This window comes from Pseudidiomarina taiwanensis (genome assembly GCF_003987435.1).
Lineage (GTDB): Bacteria > Pseudomonadota > Gammaproteobacteria > Enterobacterales > Alteromonadaceae > Pseudidiomarina > Pseudidiomarina taiwanensis.
The window spans coordinates 71,041-91,207 of record NZ_PIQG01000004.1; the positions used below are offsets into that span (position 1 = coordinate 71,041).

The 20,167-nt window shown below is 48.8% G+C and carries 19 protein-coding genes; 7 read left to right on the forward strand and 12 right to left on the reverse strand.

Features of this window, described 5'->3' with window-relative positions:
* The first annotated feature begins 133 nt into the window (after nt 1-133).
* Both CWI83_RS08365 and CWI83_RS08370 read left to right on the forward strand, forming a co-directional pair.
* A complete protein-coding gene (locus tag CWI83_RS08365) occupies nt 134-2,182 on the forward strand; it encodes a TonB-dependent copper receptor (protein ID WP_126828029.1) in 2,049 nt (682 codons plus the stop codon).
* A gap of 51 nt (nt 2,183-2,233) precedes the next feature.
* Nucleotides 2,234-2,950: a YebC/PmpR family DNA-binding transcriptional regulator gene (locus CWI83_RS08370; protein ID WP_126828031.1), complete on the forward strand. Its 717-nt coding sequence runs from the start codon at nt 2,234-2,236 to the stop codon at nt 2,948-2,950.
* A 135-nt stretch (nt 2,951-3,085) separates the two neighbouring features.
* Here the strand turns inward: CWI83_RS08370 and CWI83_RS08375 are convergent, their stop codons facing one another.
* The 3 genes from CWI83_RS08375 to CWI83_RS08385 form a co-directional block, all read right to left on the reverse strand.
* The gene (locus CWI83_RS08375; protein WP_126828333.1) at nt 3,086-5,236 is read right to left on the reverse strand and encodes a S9 family peptidase; all 2,151 of its coding nucleotides are present in this window, start codon (nt 5,234-5,236) and stop codon (nt 3,086-3,088) included.
* A gap of 63 nt (nt 5,237-5,299) precedes the next feature.
* The gene (locus CWI83_RS08380) at nt 5,300-5,902 is read right to left on the reverse strand and encodes a 4'-phosphopantetheinyl transferase family protein (protein WP_126828033.1); all 603 of its coding nucleotides are present in this window, start codon (nt 5,900-5,902) and stop codon (nt 5,300-5,302) included.
* Nucleotide 5,903: 1 nt separating this feature from the next.
* Nucleotides 5,904-6,515: a hypothetical protein gene (locus CWI83_RS08385; RefSeq protein WP_126828034.1), complete on the reverse strand. Its 612-nt coding sequence runs from the start codon at nt 6,513-6,515 to the stop codon at nt 5,904-5,906.
* Nucleotides 6,516-6,626: 111 nt separating this feature from the next.
* On the opposite strand from CWI83_RS08385, the gene CWI83_RS08390 reads away from it, so the two are divergent.
* Nucleotides 6,627-8,729, forward strand: coding sequence for a GGDEF domain-containing protein (locus CWI83_RS08390; protein WP_126828036.1), 2,103 nt, complete (start codon nt 6,627-6,629; stop codon nt 8,727-8,729).
* A 71-nt stretch (nt 8,730-8,800) separates the two neighbouring features.
* Here CWI83_RS08390 and CWI83_RS08395 read toward each other — a convergent pair whose 3' ends face one another.
* Nucleotides 8,801-10,939, reverse strand: coding sequence for a prolyl oligopeptidase family serine peptidase (locus CWI83_RS08395; protein WP_126828038.1), 2,139 nt, complete (start codon nt 10,937-10,939; stop codon nt 8,801-8,803).
* An 18-nt stretch (nt 10,940-10,957) separates the two neighbouring features.
* A complete protein-coding gene (locus CWI83_RS08400) occupies nt 10,958-11,518 on the reverse strand; it encodes a glutathione S-transferase family protein (protein ID WP_126828040.1) in 561 nt (186 codons plus the stop codon).
* 46 nt (nt 11,519-11,564) lie between these two features.
* Between CWI83_RS08400 and CWI83_RS08405 the strand changes: the two genes are divergently transcribed.
* Together CWI83_RS08405 and CWI83_RS08410 are read left to right on the forward strand one after the other, a co-directional pair.
* A complete protein-coding gene (locus CWI83_RS08405) occupies nt 11,565-12,167 on the forward strand; it encodes a DUF502 domain-containing protein (protein ID WP_126828042.1) in 603 nt (200 codons plus the stop codon).
* Nucleotides 12,167-12,829 carry an alpha/beta hydrolase gene (locus CWI83_RS08410; protein WP_126828044.1) on the forward strand — a complete coding sequence of 221 codons (663 nt, stop codon included), beginning with the start codon at nt 12,167-12,169 and terminating at the stop codon, nt 12,827-12,829. Before CWI83_RS08405 ends, CWI83_RS08410 begins: the two co-directional genes overlap by 1 nt.
* A gap of 11 nt (nt 12,830-12,840) precedes the next feature.
* Here the strand turns inward: CWI83_RS08410 and CWI83_RS08415 are convergent, their stop codons facing one another.
* From CWI83_RS08415 to CWI83_RS08425, 3 genes are read right to left on the reverse strand one after another with little or no spacing between them, the layout of a single operon-like run.
* Nucleotides 12,841-13,929 carry an ATP-grasp domain-containing protein gene (locus CWI83_RS08415; RefSeq protein ID WP_126828046.1) on the reverse strand — a complete coding sequence of 363 codons (1,089 nt, stop codon included), beginning with the start codon at nt 13,927-13,929 and terminating at the stop codon, nt 12,841-12,843.
* A complete protein-coding gene (gene purE, locus CWI83_RS08420; RefSeq protein ID WP_126828047.1) occupies nt 13,926-14,417 on the reverse strand; it encodes a 5-(carboxyamino)imidazole ribonucleotide mutase in 492 nt (163 codons plus the stop codon). Before purE ends, CWI83_RS08415 begins: the two co-directional genes overlap by 4 nt.
* 60 nt (nt 14,418-14,477) lie before the next feature.
* Complete coding sequence (locus CWI83_RS08425) at nt 14,478-15,224, reverse strand: GGDEF domain-containing protein (protein WP_126828049.1); 747 nt, start codon at nt 15,222-15,224, stop codon at nt 14,478-14,480.
* Nucleotides 15,225-15,492: 268 nt separating this feature from the next.
* Here CWI83_RS08425 and CWI83_RS08430 point away from each other — a divergent pair, with 268 nt between their 5' ends.
* Nucleotides 15,493-15,699: a cold-shock protein gene (locus CWI83_RS08430; RefSeq protein ID WP_126828051.1), complete on the forward strand. Its 207-nt coding sequence runs from the start codon at nt 15,493-15,495 to the stop codon at nt 15,697-15,699.
* A gap of 32 nt (nt 15,700-15,731) precedes the next feature.
* Here the strand turns inward: CWI83_RS08430 and cysE are convergent, their stop codons facing one another.
* Nucleotides 15,732-16,532, reverse strand: coding sequence for a serine O-acetyltransferase (gene cysE / locus CWI83_RS08435; RefSeq protein ID WP_126828053.1), 801 nt, complete (start codon nt 16,530-16,532; stop codon nt 15,732-15,734).
* A gap of 191 nt (nt 16,533-16,723) precedes the next feature.
* Between cysE and CWI83_RS08440 the strand changes: the two genes are divergently transcribed.
* Complete coding sequence (locus CWI83_RS08440; RefSeq protein WP_126828055.1) at nt 16,724-17,998, forward strand: amidohydrolase family protein; 1,275 nt, start codon at nt 16,724-16,726, stop codon at nt 17,996-17,998.
* A gap of 3 nt (nt 17,999-18,001) precedes the next feature.
* On the opposite strand, the gene CWI83_RS08445 is transcribed toward CWI83_RS08440, so the two are convergent.
* From CWI83_RS08445 to CWI83_RS08455, 3 genes are all read right to left on the reverse strand, one after another.
* Nucleotides 18,002-18,472, reverse strand: a complete 471-nt coding sequence (locus CWI83_RS08445; protein WP_126828057.1) for a DUF2489 domain-containing protein — start codon at nt 18,470-18,472, stop codon at nt 18,002-18,004.
* Entirely contained in the window at nt 18,462-18,938 is a 477-nt protein-coding gene (yihI, locus tag CWI83_RS08450; RefSeq protein WP_126828059.1) for a Der GTPase-activating protein YihI, read from the reverse strand. Before yihI ends, CWI83_RS08445 begins: the two co-directional genes overlap by 11 nt.
* A 554-nt stretch (nt 18,939-19,492) precedes the next feature.
* A complete protein-coding gene (locus CWI83_RS08455; protein ID WP_126828061.1) occupies nt 19,493-20,131 on the reverse strand; it encodes a c-type cytochrome in 639 nt (212 codons plus the stop codon).
* Nucleotides 20,132-20,167: the final 36 nt, after the last annotated feature.

Genomic DNA, 20,167 nt, shown 5'->3' on the forward strand with positions numbered 1-20,167 from the left:
CGCACTCCTTAATTCGTTATTAGCTAAAGTATATCAGTCTGCATTGTGCCTTGACTGCGACCGTTTGTCACACGATTAACGCGAATAATTTCATAATAATAGCACCACTATCTCTTTTATATTCGAGGTTAAAATGACTCACGCCACAGCTCAAAAGTTCGCATTAACTCCGATCGCCCTCACTTTGATTGCTGTCTATTCAGCCCCCAACTTTGCCCAAACTACCGAAAGTGAAACAGTGGACCCCATTGAACGACTTGTTGTAGTCGGCTCGACACCGATTTCGGCGACCGAAGTCGTGAAAGATCCGAGAGCTCCGCAACAACCTCTGCCCGCTCAAGACGGTGCCGACTATTTAAAATCAATCAGCGGCTTTTCAATGGCGCGTAAAGGTGGTACTTCCGGTGAGGCAGTCTTTCGTGGCGCGGGCGGTTCACGCTTAACGGTTACCAGTGAGCAACAAATGTTATTGGGTGGGTGTAGCAGCCGAATGGATCCCCCCACAGCCTACATCAACCCAACCACCTTCGATCAAATTCGAGTGATCAAAGGACCGCAATCGGTGCTGTATGGACCGAGTCACGCAACCGTCTTATTTGAACGCAATACCGATAGCCTTGGCAATACTTCGAGCTCGGCTTATCTAAGTTACACTGCCGCACAGTTTGGCCGCCAAGAACTAAACGCTGATCTGCTCTCGGGTAGCGCTGATGGATATCTTCGTTTCACCGGCAACTATAGTGAAAGTGACGATTATAAAACAGGTGCTGGAAATCTTGTTAACAGTGCCTATCAACGCTGGAGCGGACAGTTAACGGCCGCTTACACGCCCAGCCAAAACGAACAATGGTTGGTCAGTATTGGCGCAAGTGATGGCGAAGCTGCTTATGCCGATCGTGCTATGGATGGAGTTGAATTTGCTCGGCAAAACGCTGCGCTAAGCTACCGCCGCCAAGAAATCAATGCGCACATTTCTGAAATATCAGCGCAAATTTACTTTGGTTACATCGACCACTTGATGGATAACTATAGCCTGCGAACCTTTACGCCAACCATGATGATGGCAAACCCAGCGGCAAGTAACCCAGATCGATACACCCGTGGTTTTCGCTTACAAGCAGACCTAACCCCGAGCGAGATGGTAGCGCTTCGGGTCGGCGCTGATGGTCAAAATAATGATCACCGCGATCGCCGCAGCATGAACCAACTCATGATGCCTTACGAATTGATGCCGCGTACGCAAGATGCAAGTTTCTCACAATTTGGCGTATTCGCTGAGGCTGATTACCGACTCGATTCAAGTCGCACTGTTTTTTCTGGGTTGCGACTGGATCAATGGCGTGCCAAAGATTGGCGTGAAACCGTGGGGATGATGAGCATGGCAAGCCCCAATCCTACCGCCAACCTAAGTCGCTCAGAAACGCTAACCAGTGCGTTTGTTCGCTTCGAACAGGAATTTAACCAGCACCTCATTTATGCCGGCTTAGGGAGCGCCGAGCGCTTCCCGGATTATTGGGAACTGGTCGGTAATAGTCGTCGCAGTATGACTTCTGCAAGTGCCTTTTTAACGGCAAGTGAGCGCTTGAACCAGCTAGATTTAGGTTGGCGCTATCAAGAGGGTGGTTTCAAAAGCAACCTCAGCATGTTTGCAAATCGCACCAACGATTACATTCTGATTCAACAAAGTACGATGGGAGAAATAGTACGCAATATTGATACCCAAGCATGGGGGTTCGAAGCAGACCTCGTTTATCAACTATCACCAGCATGGCGTTTTGATTCAAGCCTGGCTTATGTGCATGGCACCAATCGCAGTGATGACCGTGCGCTCGCCCAACAACCGCCATTAGAGTTTAAACTTGCTGGTCAGTATCAGTGGCAAGACTGGACTTTCTCTGGACTATGGCGAGTTGTTGCTAGACAAGATCGAATCGCACCCGAGCAAGGCACAATTGTCGGCTTCGATAGTGATGAGACCCCAGGGTTTTCAACCTTTGCACTCAATTTGCACTATCAACTTGATCAGCAATGGCAGTTGAGTATGGGTATCGATAACTTGTTCGACCGTGACTATAGTGAACATCTTAACCATCAAGGTGGGATGATTCCGGGATATCCACAACTCACTCAGATCCCTGAACCTGGACGCACATGGTGGGTTAAACTGGATTATCAGCTGTAAACAAGTATAAAATTACAGCCCAATTCAGTTTATTCACATGAGAGCATTGTTATGGGTCGTGCCTATCAAAACCGAAAAGAGTCGATTGCTAAAACTGCCGCTGCTAAAAGCAAGGTTTACAGCAAGTATGGGCGGCGTATTTACGTAGTCGCTAAACAAGGTGGCCCCGACCCCGATGCAAACCTCGCATTACGGAGCTTGATCGATAGCGCCAAGCGCGATCAGGTTCCTGCCCATGTGATAGAAAAAGCAATTGAGAAAGCCAAAGGTGTGGGGGGTGAAGATTATTCACCCGCCATGTATGAAGGCTTCGGACCGGGGAATTGTATGGTCATGGTAGAGTGCTTAACCGACAACCCAAACCGGACTATTACTGAAGTCCGTAATTGCTTCACCAAAACCAAATGCAAGATTGGCGCACCAGGTAGTGTCGCTCATATGTTTGACCACTTAGCGATTTTAGTATTTGCCGGTGAAGATGATGAGTCGGTTCTGGAAACCTTGCTGATGGCGGATGTTGAAGTCGCTGACATCGAAGTAAATGATGGTAAAATCACCGTATTTGCACCACATACTGAATCACATAAAGCCAAACAAGCATTGCTTGAAGCGCAACCCGAACTCGAATTCGAAGTCGATGAAATTCAATATGTGCCGCAAATTCAAACAACTCTCAGCGGTGATGATGTCGAGATAATGGAAAAGTTCCTCGACATGCTGAACGATTGTGATGACGTTCAGCATATCTATCACAACGCTGAGTTTTAACCGCTACTATTCGCTCGCAAAACAGACCCGATCGCGCCCACTTAGCTTGGCTTCTTACAGCAGCTTGTCGGCGCGACGCAGCACCGCTGCTGGCGAATCCCCTGCTCCGAGCGGAGTCTCACCAGTGTGTCGCCATTACTTGTTAGTAACCACAGTCTCATCAACTAAGTCGATAATAAATGCATACTCTTCGGCAATTTCTTTCAAGCGCGAGAAGCGCCCAGAAGCACCACCGTGGCCTGCGGTCATATTGGTCCGGAACAGTAATGGATTATCATCTGTCTTCATGTCACGCAATTTGGCCACCCACTTAGCAGGCTCAAAATACTGTACTTGCGAGTCGTGCAAGCCGGTTGTGACCAGCATGGCTGGATAATCTTGGGCACTGACTCGGTCATAGGGCGAGTAAGACAACATATATTCATAGTAGTCTTCCTCGCGCGGGTCGCCCCACTCATCCCACTCGTTAGTCGTCAATGGAATACTGGTATCAAGCATAGTGGTTACCACGTCAACAAATGGGACGTGAGCCACTAATCCACGATATTTCTCTGGCGCCATATTCGCCACTGCACCAATCAATAGACCACCGGCGCTGCCACCCATACCAAAAACTTTATCTTTCGCAGCGTAGCCTTCATCAACGAGATGGTCAGTCACAGCAATAAAGTCAGTGAACGTATTCTTTTTGCTGAGTAGTTTGCCGTTTTCGTACCAACTGCGGCCCATCTCTTGACCACCTCGAATGTGTGCGATGGCGTACACAAAGCCGCGATCAACCAACGAGAACACTGTGGTCCGGAAACTTGGATCAGACGAGCTACCATATGACCCATAAGCATATTGATACAAGGGGGCTGTACCGTCTTGTTGGAAGTCTTTTTTATACAATAACGAGACCGGAATCCGAACCCCATCAGCAGCTGTCGCCCAAGTGCGCTCGGTAGCATACTGGCTCGGGTCATATCCCGGCACTTCTTGCTGCTTCAACACTTCACGTTCACCCGTGGTCATATTGTAAGCATATACCGTGCTTGGGGTCACCAATGACGTATAGGTGTAGCGCAGAATTTCAGTATCCTGCTCGACATTCCGCTCAAAACGGGTCGTATACGCGGCCTCTTCTGAGGCAATCACTTCAGATTCATCGGTATTTGCCCATGGAATAATGCGGATTTGGCGTAACCCATTGCGGCGCTCGTTAATCGCTAAATAATCCTTAAACACCTCGATGTCTTGAATAAAGACACCATGGTCATGTTCAACAAGAGGCTGCCAAGCGTTGCGGTCACCGATTTGATCTGCCGCGACTTGCATGATCTGGAAGTTCGGGGCATTCCAATCAGTGATAATGATCCAGCGTCCATCAATATGGTCCGCGCTGTATTTAAAGTGGCGTTGACGCGGCGCCAGCACCTGAAACTCTGCATCAGGAGTGTCTGCATCGAGGACGCGCACTTCGTCCGATACCGTCTGATCGAGGTTAATTGTGACATATTCACCATCTTTCGTGTTGCTCACCCACATGTAGAAGGTGTTATCAGTTTCCTCGTATACTAATTCGGCCTGATCTGCTGGTTGTCCAATTTTATGCTTGAGAACACGGGTCGAGAGCAGTGTTTGTGGGTCGTTCTCAATCACAAACAAAGTCTGGTTATCCTTTGCCCATGCGATTGAAGCAGATAAGCCTGTTAAGCTATCAGCTAAGTCTTTACCCGTGGTCAAATCGCGGATTTGCAATTCATACTGACGTCGCCCTGTGGTATCAACCATGTAGGCTAACAAATTCTGATTTGGGCTCACTTGTAGGTTCGAAACCGACAAGAATTCATATCCTTCGGCAAGCACGTTGACATCAAGCATCACCGTCGTTTCACCCGTTTCCAGATGAGTCCGACTATAAATCGGATATTCTTTACCTTCTTCATACTTGGTGAAGTAGCGGTAATCACCTTTCACATAGGGAACAGATTGATCATCTTGTTTAATTCGAGCGATGATTTCTTGCTGCAGCGTGTCAGTTAACTCAGCGTAATCAGCCCGATAAGCATCATAGTACGCATTCTCTTCTTCCAGATAACCCAATACTGCTGGGTCCTTGCGTTCATCATCACGCAGCCAATAATAAGGGTCCTGGCGACTCCCATGTTCTGATTCCACCACAAAAGGTACCTTCTCTGCGACAGGCGCATCACTTTGTGAAGACGCTTGCTCCGGAGCGGGCGAACACCCGGCTACCACCAATGCAAACGACAGACCAAGCCAAACTCCTGCAGTTTTTGGCATGTGTTTAAAATTTAATTGACCGGACATAACCGCACCTTTTCATCGCTCGTTCGATAGAACTATCTAAGATAGGTCAGTCTGCTGCTTAAAATCAATCCAAACCGGTGAATTTTGCTGATTTGGCGCATAGCAACAGACGGTAAAGTTATCTTGCCCAAAGTAGCTGGCAGAGTGACTCAGCTCTGCGGCGGACTCACGCAGTGTGGTCAGCAACTTACCCTCTCGCGCTTTGGTCACAGCTTCAGCCAGTAACCAGCGCTTTAACAACTCGGTGGGCCGAGCCTCGGCAAAAATCCCCTGCTGAAACTTGGTCACCACAGAGCGAGGAATTTCGCGGGTGGCCGCTTCGACATCTAAACCGATCGGACCTTGCTTCGCGACAGCAGTACAAATGTAACCCGAGCAATGACTAATCGAGATCGAACACACCTCACCCTCACAACTCAGCACTGGAGCGCCGCTGCTTCTGCGGGTAATCGTCACCGCAGTCCTGTCCACCTTAAAGACCGTCACGGCCAACCAGCGACTCAGCGCACGACCCGCTAAAAATTGCAGCGCCCGCTCTTGCTGATAAGCCTGAGCTTGGCTCCGTTCGGCCGCCGTATTCCACTGTGCGAGCCAAACCTGATCAAGCGCCTCAAGCGGTGCGCCAGTGATAGCAATCATCTTAATCCTCGGTCGGCGAGCTACGCATCACATACACCGCAAAGGGCTCCCCTTCGGCTGGCGATTGCATGACCACTGAAAAGCGCTGATTATCCCAATTTTGGTGGAAAACCGCCTGTGATATGAGTCGGCTCAACTCTTGCACCGACTGCCCTGTATTTAATATGTCGAGCCGACAGACGCTTTCATCACGACAGTCAATTCCAGCAATTTGCAGAGACCTTAATGGTTCATCGGTGAGCAGCGCATCATATAAACGTTGCTCGTGTAGCAAGGCCCAGTCGGTATGATCGGGTAATTGTTCAAATTGACCATTGAGCAAGCCGTACATTTGACCTGGGTCAGGACGCTCATCATTTACGCCTGTTTGCTGCTGTAAGCGCTCAAGATTCGAAACTGGCTCGGGTTGCACAGTGCTTGGCTCGACACTTGTGACTGGCGCATTCACTATTGGCATTGGATTAGCTGGGGCCTCTGCAGCAACCATAGGGGCGTCAGTCAGCTGTTGCGATGATGATTGGGGTAGTGCTTGCTCGGCACTCTTTAACCACCATACAGTCGTCGCTAACACCACAATGATGATCCAATAAATGATATGGGTTGCTGGTTTCATTCCGTTTCCTTAGGTCATGGATTACGCCGCTCTATGCTTTACAGCCTAATAAGCTTAACGGTATAGTCCGAATGCTAACAACAATAATGATAATAATTTAGTGGAGAGTAAATGACTATGTTGTCAGTTTCGCACCGATCGCCACGGCTGCGCATGCCCAAGTGGCTAGCGATCGCAGGGATCTGTGTGCTCGTACTGCTGCATCATCTCTCCATAACTTCGGCCCATGCGGTCCAGGTGACAAGTGCTCCAGTGCTTGATGAGCGCCTTGAGCAAGAGATGGATGCTATTCTTGAAATCACCGACAATAAGCAACGCTTGCAGCGCTTGTTAGCCCTTGAGCAAAGCCTTCCTGCTACGACCCCAGTCGCGACGAAAGTTCGAAACCTTAGTTACATCGCATTAGAACGAGCTCTGTTACAGGACTATTCAGCAGCGGAGCAAAAGTTAGCCGAAGCAGAGCAGCTCGCTAATCGCGCCCCTTTCTCTGATTCATTAGCCGAAGTTTATGCGACTCAGATGGCAATTCTGCTTTTGCAAGAACGTCGAGTTGATGCGGTGTCCTTGCTCGATGATATCGAAATTGCATTGGTGCAAACCAGTATTCCACGCATCCGTTATTACGCAAATAACCTTCTTGCCAGTTTTTACGGGCAGCGCAGTCAATTTCAAAAGTCTCTTCAGCACCTTCTTGCGGCACAGGAAGCAGTAAGTGAAACCGATAATGACCGCTCCCTATTGCGGCGGCTTTATTTAAAGCAAGAAACAGCTGGAGTGTATGCCGAACTGAAAAATTATGACGCCGCACTAAAGCTAGTGAATGAAGCGCTTAAAGAGTCAGAGCAAACCGGGATGAGTGAGTGGTTTTATGGCGATCTAATGCTCTTGAAAGGTTATATCGAAACGTCACAAGAAAAATACGAAGCTGCGTTAGCGAGTTATATCAATGCCGAACAATTTGCCGCCCGCAACTTTGCCCATGGGATTCAAGTGGTTCTGCTCAACAATATCGGTGATATCGATATTCGCCGTGGTGCCTACGATGATGCCCGTGAAGTCCTTAATCGTGCCTACCGTATTGCTGAAGGGATTAATGACACTGCAACCTTAAAGCTAGTTGAATTTAATCTTGGTTTTGTCGATGTTCATCAAGGTAATCAGCAAGCGGGTCTAGAGCAAATGGAAGCGGCAATAGACTATTACCGCGATAATCAACTGCGCCTATCATTGGCAGAAATGCTCGGCGAAATAGCGACCGCTTATGAGATTGCCGGTCGACCGCGCGAACAAGCGCGAGCCTTGCAAGAGCAAATCGAGCTGTTCGAAGAGATCTATGCAGCAGAGCAGCAACAATATATTGCAGATATGCAAAGCATTTATGATACCAAGGATAAAGAGCAACAAATCGAGTTACTTCAGCAGCAGAATCAATTAAAAGCGCAATTACTTGAAAACGAAAAACAAAGTCGCTTGATTCTGGGCTTATTGGTATTGCTTGCAGCATTTGCGACCGTCATTGTCTTTATGCTGTATCGCGCTGCACGTAACGCCAACCGCAAACTCGCTAAGGTGAATACGCGGCTAGCTGACCAAAGTATTCGCGACCCTCTCACGGGACTGTTTAATCGACGCGCGTTGCAACAACAGTTACAAGCAGACCGCCGTCACCGTAAAGTGCTTCGTGATGCGATGATTTTGCTCGATGTGGATCATTTTAAAAAGATTAACGACGACTTTGGCCATAACCTCGGTGACACTGTACTGGTCGAAGTTGCAAGACGACTTAAGCAACTCTGTCGAGAGACTGACCGTATTATCCGCTGGGGTGGTGAGGAGTTCTTGATTTATCTCACCGATATCGACCACGATGTGCTGCCCCAACTCACCCAAAGAATTCTCAATGAGATGGCGGCGGAACCGGTTAAAGCAGGGGATGAATTTATCGAGATCACGGTAACTGCTGGGTTTATTCATTACCCATTTGCTGATTTAAATAACAATCAAATGGATTGGGAACAAACTTTGCAGCTAGCAGATTTAGCGCTCTATGCGGGTAAAGTACATGGTCGCAACCAAGCTTGGGGAATCATGGAATTAAACATCCCCTTTGATGAGGCTCGCGAAGTATTAGAATACGACCTTGCCACGGCTATCGAAAAGAATATCGTCAGCGTATTAACGCTGCATGGACCAAAATCCCAAATACCAAAATAAATACCAAAACTGAATCCTCAAAAAAGAACCGCCAATGCTGGCGGTTCTTTACCTTCAAAGAGAGCTACGGATTATTTCGGTAAGCTCGTCACTCCCATATTCCATAGGGTAAATGCGTAAATATCGGCATACTGCTCGATGGTTTTCGAGACCGGTGTACCCGCGCCATGACCGGCATTGGTTTCAATCCGAATCAACTGCGGGTTTTTGCCGCCATCTTTTGCTTGCAGCTCAGCAGCAAATTTAAACGAATGCGCAGGCACCACCCGATCGTCATGGTCACCGGTGGTGATCATAGTGGCCGGATAATTGACACCCGCTTTAACATTATGAACCGGTGAGTAGCCAAGCAGATATTCGAACATTTCCGGGCTATCTTCTGCGGTTCCGTAGTCATAAGCCCAACCAGCGCCAGCGGTAAAGGTATGATAGCGCAGCATATCGAGAACCCCGACGGCTGGCAGTGCAACTTGCACTAAATCAGGCCGCTGGGTCATTACCGCACCGACCAATAAGCCACCATTTGAACCACCACGAATCGCCAGTTTAGAATTCGACGTGTAATCGTTAGCCACTAAGTATTCGGCTGCGGCAATAAAGTCATCAAAAACATTTTGCTTTTGTTGCTGGGTTCCAGCGCGATGCCATGCTTTCCCGTATTCACCACCACCACGAATGTTGGCAACCGCATAAACACCGCCCATTTCGAGCCACACCGCATTGGCAATGCTAAATGACGGGGTCAAGCTGATATTGAAGCCACCGTAGCCATACAGAATGGTGGGATTCGTACCATCGAGCTCAAGACCTTTTTTGTGGGTAATGATCATCGGCACCTGTGTGCCATCTTTTGAGGTATAGAAGACCTGCTTTGACTCGTAGGCAGAGCTATCAAATTGCGCCTTTGAGGCTTCATAAACTTCTGAAGCACCCGTTTCAGGAGCATAAGCGTAAATCGTGCCCGGCGTGTTGTAATTGGTGAAGGTATAGTAAACCACCTCGGCGTCGTCTTTCGCACTAAAGCCGCCCACACTGCCCACACCTGGAAGATTTACGTCGCGCACTTTATTGCCGTCGTAGTCGTATTGCTCGACTTTAGCAATGGCATCGACCATATACTCAGCATAAATATAACCGGCACCCGTTGATGGGCTGAGCACGTTGTCTCGCTCCGGAATAAAATCGACCCAGTTTTCTGGTTGCGGTGCGCTCGCATCAACCGTCACCACACGCTGGTTCGGCGCGTCTAAGTTGGTGACCAAGTAGAGTTTGGAGTCGCGATTATCGAGCACATAGGTGTCAGACGAAGTATCGCCGATAATGGTCACTAGCTCGCTATCAGGCTGGCTCAGGTCTTTCATAAAGAGTTTATTGCCCGAGGTCGAAACCGCTGCAGAAATGAACAGATAGCGATCATCCTCGCTTACCGAACCAAACACATAACGATGTTTTTCTGCTTCAGTACCGCCAAAGATTACCGGGTCGTCGGCTTGTGCCGTTCCAAGTTTATGGTAGTAGAGTTTGTGCTGATCTGTTTTTGCCGATAACTCGCTACCTTCCGGCTTATCATAACTTGAATAGTAGAAACCTTCGTTACCAACCCAAGCAATCCCGCTGAACTTCACATCAACAAGCTCAGGTTCGAGTTGTTCTTTGGTTTCAGTATCGATGACAATAATCTTCCGCCAATCACTACCACCTTCAGAAATTGCATAGGCAGCCAGCGAGCCATCTTTTGAGAAACTCAAAGACGCCAGGCTTGTGGTGCCATCTTCACTAAAGGTATTCGGATCTAAGAAAACTTCGGTATTGCCCTCAGCGTCGGTACGATACACCACATACTGATTCTGCAACCCGTCATTCTTATAGAAATAGGTGTACTTGCCTTCTTTAAACGGCGCCCCGACTTTTTCATAGTTCCAGAGCGTACTCAGGCGATCCTCGATCTGTTGGCGATACGGAATTTGCTCCAAATAATCGAAGGTCACTTCGTTTTGCGCCTTAACCCATGCTTCGGTTTCGGCGCTGCGATCATCTTCAAGCCAACGATAAGGATCAGCCACTTCCGTGCCGAAATAAGTATCGACCACTTCGCCTTGTCGTGTCTCTGGATAATTTACCGAACTCTGTTGCACATCATTCTCACTCTGTTGCTGTGGCGAACAGCCCGTTGCTATCGCAACCGCTAACGCGCCTAACCAATACTTCATGTTATTCTCCTTGTTGTTTTAACCTAATGCAGGATGGGTATTAGCAAACCAAGGTTGACCATCGAGTTGTGCCAAAAATGCCTGCAAGTTTGGATATGCTGTAATATCGAGTAAGCCCCGAAAAACCGCCCAACTGAGGTAGCATCCGAGCCTTAACGCCGCATCAGAATAAGGCGTGTTTGTTTCTAACTCATGTTGTTCGAACTGCGCTAATAAGGTCTCGATTCGAGTCTGCTGACGCGCTAAATAAGCACTTTGCTGCGGACCAAGGCCATCAATCTGTAACAGGTAAACGTTTACTGTGGTATCCACCAAGGTGTTGACCAAGCAAAATTGCTCATAGTCTGTTACGGTCGGGCAAAACGCCTCGCCATGCTGCTCCCGCAAGTAACGGATGATTGAAGCCGAGTCGTAAAGTTTAACCGAACCATCCTCAAAAAAAGGAACGCGTGCAGTGGGTGAACCAGCAGCAGAGCCAGCACGATCGGTAGGAACAAATTCATAATCCTGCTGATTTAAAGCGAGGACAATGCGACAATGCCGAACAAAGGGCGAGGTATAACTACCATATAGTTTCATCAGCGATCCGCTCAGTTGTACGATTTAGACACATGAGATTAGCACAATGAAAAAAACCATACAGTATTTGCTCAAAGGGCTTGCGATATTATTACCGATTATCGTGACGATCGCCCTCGTCCGTTGGCTATTGGTCACCATCGAGGCCTGGCTCAGCCCTGTTTGGCTGAGCGTCTTGGGCGATCACTATTATCTGCCTGGATTAGCTTTTGTCAGCTTTTTAGTTATCGCGGTCATCATCGGCTTTAGCTCCCGTTGGACCACCCTCAATCGACTCTGGATGCTACCCGGTCGAATTATGGAACGGATGCCGGTGCTGCGCAGTTTATATGCGACGCTGACGGATATTTTCGACCTCATGGCAGGCAAGAATTTCGCCAAAGAATCGGTGGTTTTGGTAAACTTCCCGGGAACCGAAACAAAGCTTATCGGCATCGTTACGCGGCAACATAATCAAGCACGCGATAAACTGTCGCAATGCCTTGGCGATGATGAGGTCGCTGTTTATTTACCGATGAGTTATATGGTTGGCGGCTATATGGTCATGGTTCCACGCCACTGCGTCACCCCACTTGATATGTCACCCGCTGACGCCATGCAATTGGTGATCAGTGGCGGGCTTGGAAAAGGTCACAAGGAAAATTCGTAATGACTCAACTTAATTGTGTAGAAATCGAGCCACAACAAGGTTCTGCAACGCATAGCGTGATTTGGTTGCATGGTTTAGGCGCGGATGGCAATGATTTTGCGCCACTGGTTCCACACTTACAATTTGCTCCGAACGTGCGCGTCCGCTTTATTTTCCCGCACGCACCGCACTTACCGGTGACGGTCAATGGCGGCATGCGGATGCCGGCTTGGTACGATATTTTATCGATGAGTATCGAGCGCGAAGTCGACGGAACTCAGTTGCGCGCGAGTGCTCAAAACGTTATTGAATTAATCGAACGAGAAGTCGCCCGAGGCGTGCCGACCGAAAACATTCTCTTAGCGGGGTTTTCGCAAGGGGGCGCGGTCGCCTACGAGACGGCACTCAGCTATCCCAAACCGTTAGCAGGACTGATGGCGCTATCGACCTATCTCGCCACTCAAGAGTCGTTACAGTTAGCAACAGCAAATGAAACGTTACCCATTCTTATCCAACATGGGCTACAAGACCCGATTGTGCCAGAAGGACTCGGCCAGCGGGCTGCCACTTGGCTCACTCAAGCGGGTTACCCCGTCACTTATCAAACGTTTACCATGCAGCATCAAGTCTGCGCCGAGCAAATCGTCGCAATGAATCAATGGTTACAGCAACTTTGGAATTAAGCTCGGGCCAGTTAATCCGCTAAAGTTTGCAAGCGCGGTGACCACTCGGTCACCCACTGCTCAGCTTCTTCAAGCGAGTCGACTTGGATATTCACATGGCCCACTTTGCGCCCGGGACGCGCGGCTTTATTGTACCAATGACATTGACAACGCGCGTCTTGCCATAAAGCTGAAGGGATTTCAGCCACCCCAATCACATTCAACATCAAAGTTGGTCGGATAGTGGGTTGGCCGAGCGGTATCTGAGTCAAGGCGCGGATGTGCAGGTCAAACTGGCTATGGCTACTACCTTGCATACTCCAGTGCCCGGAATTATGCACCCGAGGAGCAATCTCATTGACCAGCAAACGCTGACTGCCCGCCTCTTCAACGACAAAGAATTCAACCCCCAATACCCCAACATAGTCGAGCGCTGTGGTAATTTTCGCAAAAGCTTGCTCGGCTTGTTGTTGTAGCTGCGTATCAGGTTCAGTCAAACCCGCGAAAGTATGACTCAAAATGCCCTGGCGATGAATGTTTATGACTAATGGGTAGCAGGCGATTTGACCATCTTGTCCACGCGCACCGACGAGCGAGACTTCGCGCTTGAACGGGATCATCGCCTCAACGATACCCGCTTGCTGGCCAGCCGTTTGTGCCAACGGCTCGATTGCATCTCCGGGTTGGAAGCGCCACTGCCCTTTGCCATCATAACCACCGCGAGCAGCTTTGATGACCTGCGCGGCATCGCTATGCGCCAAGATTTCAGTGAGCTCAGCAGGAGTGCTAAAAGCAGACCAAGGCGACGTCGCGACCTGCTGCTCGTCAAACAATTGCTTCTCTGTGCGGCGGTCGGTTAAGCCTTTAATTCGGTTGGTATCGAATAAAAATTTCGCCTGTGCGGCAGTTAGAACTTCTGCCGGAATGTCTTCATGCTCCCAACTGACACAATCCGACCAGCGAATGGCCTCAGCTAGGCTAAGCGGCAGATTCAGTTGGGCACTAAGCGGTTTAATAGTGTGTTCACGGGTGCTGTAAAGCAAAACTTCATGGCCATGTTGAATGGCGCTGCGACCCAGCATTTGACCAAGTTGGCCATCCCCTATGAACAATAGCTTCATTCTGGCAGTTCCAACTCAGGACCATTCATGACTTTCTCGCGCTGCTCAGCGCGAAATGCTTGCACGCGCTCACGTACGGCAGGGTCTTGATTGGCAACAATTTGTGCAGCTAACAAGCCGGCATTGGCTGCCCCAGCAGTGCCAATCGCAAGCGTACCAACGGCCACGCCCTTTGGCATTTGCACAATCGAAAGAAGACTATCCAAGCCTTTAAGTTGCTTACTCGGAACGGGAACCCCAAGCACTGGGATAGCGGTAAATGCGGCTAACATTCCCGGCAAATGTGCGGCTCCGCCGGCACCTGCGATCACCACAGGTACGCCATCTTGTTCCGCTTGCGCCATGGTGGTTTGCAGTAAGTCTGGAGTACGGTGTGCAGAAACAACTTGGGCGCGCCATTCGACGCCGAGGTCTTTCAGCATTTGTGCTGCATTTTGCATAACCGGCCAATCCGATTGCGAACCCATAAGAATAAGAACTGGTGCCATGACACGCTCCTCTACTAATAAGGGGGCGCATTTTAAACAGCGCCGCGCAAAGGTGCAAATTTAATGCGCAAGTTTTGCGCGATTGCGCCCGCCACGCTTGGCAAGATCCATGGCATCTTCTGCAAGTTCGAGCCATTTACCCCAATCATAACCTTTATGCCACTGAGCGACACCGGCACTTGCAGTAACGGTCACAAGCATCGATTTGACTTTAAATGGCTCCGAGCGAATTTCGGCAAGAATCCGCTCGACCGCAGCGGCCGCCTGATTAAGATTGGTATCAGGTAAGATAATAGTAAATGCTGCCCCTTTATCTCGAATAATCATATCTTGACCGCGCAAGACCCGGCGTAATCGATTCGCCGTTTCGCGAATCACTTCTTCTCCGAGCATATAGCCAAACCGATCATTAATATCGCGGAACTTATCGACGTCTAATTTAATCAAGGAGACAGCTTTGCTGTCCCGGCTTGAACGCTCGATTTGTTGCAGCATAAAATCCGTTAAATATTCGCGATGGTAGGCGCCGGTCAACTGATCGGTTTTGGTCAAATGCGATAGACTGGTTTGCATCTTCAGCATCATAATCAAGAACATTGACCCGACACCAATCAGAACCAACATCGAGACGCCTAAGCGCAAGGCATAATCAAACGGCAAGAACGAGTAGCAGACGTAAGCAAATAAAGCATTAATCAGCATAATGACGAGCAAGACAATACTTGCACCAGCGTATATGGTGCGCATTGCGACTAGGCGAAACTCTTGCCACATATTATTAGGGCTCAATTGAGCAGGAGCATTCATAGCTGGTCCTTGTCCTGATTTCCTTACAATGTACTCTGAAAACCAGTATAGACTCAATCCCCAGATACAAAAACAACGTCGCTTCCGCAAATGCTTAAATTGACAGCAGTTAATTAGTGTGTATACTTACCGCGCTAGAAAAATTCGGCTGTCTTGTTGTGGCCTGTTACGAAGTCTAATGTTGTGCCTCGTTTTGGAAGTCATCAGTAATACACGTATTTTTATTAGCAATACCCTAGATTTTCACATGCACTACGAGGAATTCAGCATGTCTACAGTAACTGGTAAAGTTAAATTCTTTAACGAAGCTAAAGGCTTTGGTTTCATCGAGCAAGAGTCAGGCCCTGACGTATTTGTTCATTTCAGCGCAATCCAATCAGACGGTTTCAAAACCTTAGCTGAAGGCCAAGCAGTAACTTTCACTATCGCTCAAGGCCCTAAAGGTCCACAAGCTGAGAACGTTATTCCTGGCTAAGCTGAAACGCTTATCAGAATTCAAAAAGCCGGTCATTCGACCGGCTTTTTTTGTTGGCGCTGCTGCGCGGCTTCTTGCTCCGCGTGAATAAAATCCTCATCATCAATTTTGACTTCAGGGATCTCGTCACACACATTTCCGCCCAATTTATTTACCGCTTGGCATAAATCATGAATCTTTTGGTCTTGCAGATGAATATGGTCTAACAGTCGTCCAATGGTGGTCGCAACTGGGTCTGGGTTATCGGCCGCAACCGCATAAGCATCGAAACCATAGGCTTTGGCTAAAGCCTCTCGGCGTTTACTCTGGGCACTTGTTTGCGCTGATTTGGCAACTCGCGCAGGGATCCCAACCACAGTTGAATCTGCGGGTACATCCCGAACGACCACGGCGTTCGAACCAATTCGTGCGTTTTCGCCAACTTCCAGCGGTCCCAGCACTTTCGCTCCAGCGCCAATCACCACTCCATCACGTAAGGTAGGATGACGTTTCCCTTTATTCCAACTCGTCCCACCTAGGGTAACCCCATGATACAAGGTGACATCGTCACCAATCTGTGCGGTTTCGCCTATGACCACACCCATACCATGATCGATAAAAAAGCGCCGACCAATTTCTGCACCTGGATGAATTTCAACGCCCGTTAGCCAGCGCCCGAACGTCGACAGCCAACGCGCGAGCCAACGCCAATTGCGCCGCCATAGTCGGTGACTTAGCCGATGGAGCCAAATAGCATGCAGGCCTGGATAGGTCGTGAGCACCTCGAACCGCGTACGGGCAGCTGGATCGCGCTTGAAAACGCTATCGATATCTTCGCGGATACGCTCAAACATAATTTCTCATCCTGTTGGCTAAACTGATTGAAGCCGACTACGGCAGGGGCTAAGTATAACAATTTCGGAACGGCTGCGTTAGTTTAGCCTGCCCCTGCGATAATCGACGGTTAAATAGGTTGCTCTTAAAGACATCACAATTTATGGTGTTTTTAGGCTTGTCTAATAGCCCTATTAACGGAGAAAAGATCATGCGTAAACTTCTTGGCCTCTTGGTTGTTGCGGCGTGCAGCACAACAGCGAATGCCGATACTTTAATTTATGCAGGGACGCTTATCGATGGTACTGATGCCAACCCGCAAAAGAATGTAACCGTTGTCATCGACCAAGGACGTATTCAAGCGATTGAGCGCGGCTTCAAACGTCCGACCGCAGATGATACCGTCATCGACCATCGCAATGGAACCGTGATGCCCGGCTTTATCGATATGCACACTCACCTCACCTCGCAATTAGGTGCGGGAAGCTATATGGATCGCTATGTTAAAAGCGGACCTGATGTGACCCTAGATGCGGTTCATTATGCCAAGTTAACACTGGATGCTGGTTTCACCACAGTCCGTGATCTTGGCGATTCATACGATGCAAGTATTGCTCTACGCAACGCTATTAACAGCGGCAAAGTGGTGGGCCCTCGTATTTACACGTCTGGCAAATCACTGGCAACAACTGGGGGGCATGCTGACCCGACCAATGGGGCTAAGCCGGGCTTACTTGACTCACCGACACCGGCTGACGGCGTTTTAAATGGTCCTTATGAGGCCCGCGAAGCGGTTCGTGCGCGCTACCAATCGGGGGCAGACCTGATTAAGTTAACCGTCACCGGCGGTGTTCTCAGTGTAGCTAAGAGTGGGCAAAATCCACAGTTTATGATGGACGAACTCGAAGCCATCGTGGCCACCGCGAAAGACTACGAAATGAAAGTAACTGTACATGCTCATGGTAAGCAAGGCATGCTCCGTGCGATCGCAGCGGGTGTCGATTCAATTGAACACGGCACTTACATGGACGATGAAGTCATGAACGCGATGAAAGCCAATGGCGTATATTACGTGCCGACCATTACTGCAGGCAAGTCAGTTGCTGAACGCGCTAAAATTGACGGCTTCTTTCCAGCAGTGGTGCGCCCTAAAGCTGCAGCCATTGGTCCGCAAATTCAAGGTACCTTTGCTAAAGCCTATGCTGCCGGCGTAAAGATCGCATTCGGTACAGATGCTGGCGTGTTTGATCATGGCGAAAATGCGCGTGAGTTTGTTTACATGGTCGAAGCCGGTATGCCTGCGCTTGAGGCGATTCGCAGTGCAACGCGCGAGGCCGCAACACTGCTCGGCGCTGATGACATCGGTACCATCGAAGTAGGTAAACGGGCAGACATCGTCGCAGTTGATGCTGATCCGTTAGCCGACATCTCGGTGCTCGGCAACATCGATCTGGTGATGAAAGACGGTGTGGTTTATAAGCAATAAAGCTTAATTACGAACACCAAAATCTTTCAACAACTGGCGGACATCTTGCATAATGATGTCCGCCATTTCTTTTTCATAGCCTTCGCGTTCACGGTCCATCTTGCGAATTTCTGCTTTCGGGTATTGTTTGCGTGCCTCATGCGTCGGCATGTGCTTGATCCGTTCATACATCTCGTGCAACGCTGGATATAACTCACTATAAACAGGCTTGTTCGGCTCTGCACGCAAGTCTAATAAGACCACCAAACGAATCGCTCCCTCCGAAAAAGGGCATTGTTCTTGTTCCATCGCTTTGGCGATAGTGACGATACTCTCGTGCAGCCGCTCATTACGCTTATCAAGTGCTTGTTGCTGTTGCTGACGCTGTTGTTTTAACTGGCGTAATAACTGCCCGGCGTAAAATGCCAAACCAATTAATATTGCCAAGCCAACTGCAACCAGTGCCCAGCCCCACCAAGGCAACTCAATAATCATCTTCATCCTCCCAGTCATCGAGCTCATCATCGTCATCATCTAGCTCAAGACCCAGTTCTTCAGCCAATTGATTGAACCGTTCAGTACGGCTGTCGAGATAACTTAGATCGCTCTCACTGAGCTCTTCACCCGCCTCAAGCAAAGCAATCAGGCGCTGCAATTTGGTATCGTTTTGCAACGCCTCGAGTTCTTGCTGTGCAGTCGGTTGAGGCTTGTCGGCGACTTCACTGACGAGCGCTTGCGGGGCAATCAGAGTAACAGGCTTCTTACTGCCAAACCGGGAATCTTTTTCCTCCGGTTTGACCGAATTAGCCTCATTCTTGGCCCGGGTTAAGTTATGGCGCGAACCTGGCTTGTGGCCTTTATTACGCTTTGCTTTGGTTTGGCTGTCACGCTGAAGCTCTTCACGGGGCTTTTTGCTAGGGGCCAGTGGACCTGGCTGTCGAGATTTTTTACGACGTGTCATGCCAACTCTCCAGAATATATGTCAGTCGATAGATGGCTATAGTTTAACTGAAAATGCGGGTAAAGAAGAGGGATTCGCAAGCAATAAAAAAGGCGATGAAATCATCGCCTAATTTATTCTCAATCTGCCACACAGCGCACGTGCGAACTAGAGAACGGTTGTCAAACGCTTCCATGTTGTGAAATTTTATCTTCCGTGAGCGTTTTGTTGTTATTGTTATTTGTTTAGCGCATTAACCGAGCGTTTAGAATTATTATGAATGCTAGGTTAATTAAATGGCCTCCGTGGCCTCATGATTATTCCCTGGATCCTAATTTTGACCTAAATCGACCAGCTGGGAGTGCGTTAAACCCAAGCACACTGTCGGTTTCGATGGCATTCAGACTACTGATCCGAATTTTTTTATCAATGATTTTTATACTATAAAAAAAATATTTTTAATAACTTTTAGGCTTAACCTTTGGTTTTACAGGGGTTCTGCTGTGCTTTTTAACGTTAACTAAAACAAAAAAAGCAGCCATCGGCTGCTTTTTTAAGTCTATCTTAAGCTTATTTTAGTAAAGACCAGCAAGATATTGCGACAAAATTTCGATATCTTCATCAGTCATTTTCTTCGCAATGTCACGCATCATGCCATTCAAATCATTGTTACGCTGACCACTACGGAACATCTCAAGCTGAGCCTTAATATACTCTGGGTGATTACCTGAGATATCTGGGAAACCAGCTAATCCCATGCCATCACCGCGTGGTCCGTGACATGCCACACAAGCAGTCAAGCCACGCTCCTCGTCACCACCAAGGTAGAGTTTGGCACCCGCCGCAACGACATCTTCTGGAGCGCCCACAATTTCAGCCGTCTGCTCTGAGAAGTAAGCGGCCAAATCAGCGATATCTTGGTCACTCAAATTCATTGCCTGACCTTGCATGATCGCATTGGCACGGCCTTGTTCACCATTGGTTTGCGCCGCTAAGCGATATTCAGTTAACTGCTTAGCAAGATAAGACGCATGTTGACCGGCAAGGCTTGGGTACATTCCCGAAGCTGAATTACCATTCGGGCCATGACAGGCCGCACAGACCATTGCTTTGCTTTGACCAGCTTCAGCATCCCCTTCAGCGGCATAAGCAGCCGATGATGCAGCGAATAGACCCGCTACTAGTACTCCAACGGACAAGGCGATATTTTTCATGATCGATATCTCTGTTATGGATGATGATATAGACGC